We start from the raw sequence: 4,597 nt of genomic DNA, 5'->3' as shown, positions 1-4,597 counted from the left end.
TATAGAAACTATAGTTTACAAAAAGTCACCATTGACACTTTGTAATTCTTAATCTACCAGGAATCGTTTCTTTCCTCCCTTTTATTGGAATAAAGAGTTTCTGCCACTGTAGAGGAATTTGCTCAAATCGTTATTCTATAATCAGGCACGATATATACACTTTTTGATACATCATCAAAACATTTACCACCAAAAGAGAGATTATCTATACCAATAAAGTTCCCTTTTATTCTTTTCTATTTATCATTATCAAAGACCGAAATAGAAAAGTCAATGGAAGGAAAGTAGAAAATACTAACAATATTTACGACATAGCGACACTATCCCAATGGTTTGCTTACTCTATCCATAGCTTTTGGTGACATTATCCGCATCTTTTGCTTACTTTATCCTTATGTTTTTCACAAATATAACGATGCTTTTCCGATAAAAACACGGTGTTTTTGTACAAAACAAGCAAAATTTTCAGCATTTTAAAGGTTTTTGCTTGCTAACAAAGAGAAATAACAAAACATGTGAGATAGCAAAATCCCTGATTACACAAACAATCGTCAGTATAATCAGGGATTCTAAAACTTTATGTAAAAAGTATAGAGATGACGAAAAGTTTAGTACTGAATCACCTTGTCACTACTAACAGTCTTATACCAATCTGTGGTTGAGCTCTGATCGTGTGCCCAATCTGCAAATTTAGAATATGCATTCGTTATCACTGTTGTTTCTGTTGGATAAGCAAATTTATCAGGAACGCAAAGAGCCCAAGTATTATTAACTGCCTTGATTACTTCGAGCACTTCATTATCTGCCAATTGCCCATTCGCCGTAGACGAATTAAAATGAGTCAAATGGATTTCCGTTCTCTTTTGCCCCATCCCCTGATAAGCAATGAAGAAGTCTAAACCATCTGTCACACTAGGGACAGATATTGCATTCTTAAGTTTGACGTTCACTTCAAGAGTGTATATATCGGTCAGAGGGGTACTAGCATTCCCTGTATTCAACATGGGACGTTGTGCTCCTGTATATCCATATATATAATGTGCGTCTCCAAATAAAGGAATCACAAGTTCATTACCATTCGTTTCATAAGATGCATTTTCAAATATCCCGGAATTTAATGAGCCGGTACGTTGAGCGGCACCTGCACCAAAATTTACCTCTTCTACATTATTTTTGTCTATTCCTCGTATTCTCAAACCAGCACCTAATTGTTTCACGGCACCAACCGCCCGAAGGTCGATTTTATATTTCAGTTCTTTCACGTCATTACCAGCTGCAGGCAAAGTTACATTCAGCACAATATCATTGAAATCGTAATCTCCTGCTTTCGGATAGTTATCTTCGAAAGCATAAGAATAAATCGCATATCGGATCTCTACATCATCCGGTTCTTCATCAGAGTTATATCCTTCTTTAATACAGTCACCGTCAGCAGGAAGTATAAATTCTGCTTTACCCGGGTTACAATAGGTAGCACCTTGCTGCAATCCTTTATTTGTCAGCCAATCAAAAGAACTCCATTCCCATTGATTTTTACCATTAGATGTTTGATCCGTTATTTCACAAATAATATTATTCGCTACTTTTGAATTAGAATAAGCCAAACCGGAAGTATTGTCTATTGTGTGAATTCTTAATAAGGCAGTTCCTTGTGTCGGACCGGTAACTGTTCTGTATAAATTAGCTTTGCCCGTACAAGTCAACATCGATTGTGCTTCCATCACGATATTATTATCATTTCCATTACCCGTCAATTCTTTGCAAATAGCTTCGGAAGTATTTCCCATAACAAGTGTACCAAACTGTAATTTTCCTGCCTTCAGATAACAACCGTTTTTAATATTAGTATTGTTGTTACCATCTATATTTTCAACTTCAATCGTTCCATGATTTATCAATGTGGTACCATTGGTAGAAGCATTATAAGAATTCAGTTTAAGTGTTCCATAATTCACAAAATCAACTCCACTTCCACCTCCATCAATTTTCAAAAAGTCACAATCAATCGTACCGGCATTATAGTTCGTACGCCCGGCCGAACTATTTGTTATCTGAATACCTCTGTCGCCTACAATACTTCCTCCCTGCATCACAGTTATATAAGAAGCTTGAGTTAATACCAGGCTCCCATTTTTAGCGACCTCTATCTTTCCACCATTCTCAACTATAATTTCTGTGATATTAGAAAATTGATTACTATTTTCTATAACCCATGTGCTTCCTTGAGAAACAATTACTTTCACAGCTTGGGCTCCACCACTGACACCAGAAGTGGTAAATCCACCATTAAAAGTACCATTCGGAATCTTAAACCAACGTTCTTGTTCCTTGAATACAGGCAAATTAGCATACTCAAACCATCCGAAACCTGCCCCCAAATCCCAACCGTTTTTAACTTCAGTAGCCGTCATTTTTTTAGCACTAATAAACTCTGTTGTATAAGGAGCCTCCATAACAGGTATACTAGTCGCCACAGCTCGTGACATAGAACGTGTTGGCGTACCTTTGTCTCCAAAATGCGCTGTCACTGTGCCATTTTCAATCGCTGCCGGTTGAACCAGATAGCGTTTGTGCTCATCTATGCGTGCAACAAACACCTTATCAAGCGCTGTTGCACAATCCATCACCACATTCAAAGTCGTACTTTGATTGACAGTTCCTTCCGCTAAGAGTTTTGCTGTACTTCCCGGACTTAATGGATCGGCATCAAATATTTGTATCTTATAATCTACTCCCTGATCTCCATTAACTGATACATGCGCTGTCACACTTCGTGACACTGTCCAATCACCATTAGGATCGATGTTTTTTACAGGAAAAGTTTCTTCGTAAATTTGCTTCAGCTGATCTGCATCAAACAGATTTTTCTCATTATCAACACAACTGATAAAACTGATGGAGGACGCCAACAACGAGAAAGTGAAGACTTTTGCAATGTTCTGTTTCATAATCTTTTAATGCTTTAGTTTGTTTTATTTGCGAAAAACATAAATCACTACTAATCAATAATCAGCAATGAACGCACAAAGATAATTGTATTTATAAACATTATACAGATTACATTGCATTTTCCGATTTACAGTTAACATCTTTTAAAGCGCCTCACTCTAATTATTTATATTAGAAGACAGTTAGTTATATCGTTGAATATAAAAAATTTAATACTATTTATTCAATAGTATACAGCAAAAAAAGAGTTGCATGGAAATATGCAACTCTTCATAAAAAGACAAAGATTCAGCGCTACAAATCTCTATTTCTTTCATCTCCCCCATTGACAAGATAAAAATCAAAGACTAAAAGGGGAAAATCAATGGCAATACAAAAATCATCACGATTCCCATAATAATCTGCAACGGTAATCCTACTTTTACATAATCCATAAAAGTATATTGTCCGGCAGGCATCACCAAGGCATTAGGCGGTGTAGAGAACGGAGAAGCAAAACACATACTTGCACCTACCGTCACGGCAAACAAGAAAGGAACCGGACTGACTCCAATCTGTATGGCACTTTGCAATGCAATCGGAGCAAGCAAAACAGCGGTAGCCGTATTACTAATAAACATCGTCATCAACGAAGTCGTAAAATAAATACCTGCCATCAATGCAACTGGTCCGTATGATCCCAAACCGTTCACCAATGTATTGGAAATATATTCCGAAGCTCCCGTTTTCTCCAATGCCAGAGACATAGGAAGCATGGCAGCGATCAATACAATACTTTCCCAGTTGATCGTTTTATAAGCCGCTTCCACATTGCGGAAACATCCCGTAAGCACCATCAATATACCCGCTATCATAACAGCTGTAACCGGAGCTACCGGAATGAAATCAAAAACCATCATTGCGACCATTAACAGCATAATAGCAGCTGCTACCGGAGCTTTATAATCTAACGTAACTTTAGCCGCTTCCGCCAAAGGTTGCCCCAAAACAACCCAATCAGCATCTTCCTTACTAAGACGGGCTATATTATTCCATGTTCCTTGCACCAAAAGCACGTCACCACTATGAATACGCTCATTCCCCAAATCTTGCAATAAATATTCCTTTTTACGACGAACCCCCAATACGTTCACATTAAACTTATCACGGAAACCAGCTGCTTTAATTGTCTGGTTTATCAAATTAGAAGATGGCATCAATACTATTTCAGCAATACCGATATCATAAAAATCAAGCGAATTAGTCGTACTTTTTGTTTCTTCCGTTGCATGGTCGCCCAAGATCTCCAACAGGTAATCTTCCGCAAAGAGTTGCACCTTATCAAAGTCTCCAGTCACATACAAAATATCCTCTACTTCTAACATCGTGTCCGGTGCAGCAAACTTTTGAGTAATCGTTTTCAGAAAACGATGTTGCGATGCATCACCACGACGAACTTCCATAATATTCAGACCATATTTACGACGAATATCCAGATCGATTATTGTCTTCCCCAAAAGCCTTGAATCTTTTATCACCTGTAAACGAAACAAATTACTGGAAAGTCCATATTCATTAACCAACTGTTTCAATGACTTGCCCGAACGTTTATTATCATCTTTCTGTCCTTTTTTAGAAAGAAACCATTTACTAAGCGGCATCAGAACCA

The 4,597-nt window shown here is 37.6% G+C and carries 2 protein-coding genes; both read right to left on the bottom strand.

Annotated features, from left to right (window positions below):
- Positions 1–608: 608 nt before the first annotated feature.
- Positions 609–2,948: an LruC domain-containing protein gene (locus ACT8YW_RS21905; RefSeq protein ID WP_444107135.1), complete on the bottom strand. Its 2,340-nt coding sequence runs from the start codon at positions 2,946–2,948 to the stop codon at positions 609–611.
- 348 nt (positions 2,949–3,296) lie between these two features.
- Positions 3,297–4,597: SLC13 family permease (locus ACT8YW_RS21900; RefSeq protein WP_444107134.1), on the bottom strand; the 1,301-nt coding region annotated here is incomplete at its 5' end.

Source organism: Bacteroides sp. (genome assembly GCF_052357945.1).
In the GTDB taxonomy this organism is placed as follows: Bacteria; Bacteroidota; Bacteroidia; order Bacteroidales; family Bacteroidaceae; genus Bacteroides.
This window is presented reverse-complemented; position numbering and strand designations above follow the sequence as displayed.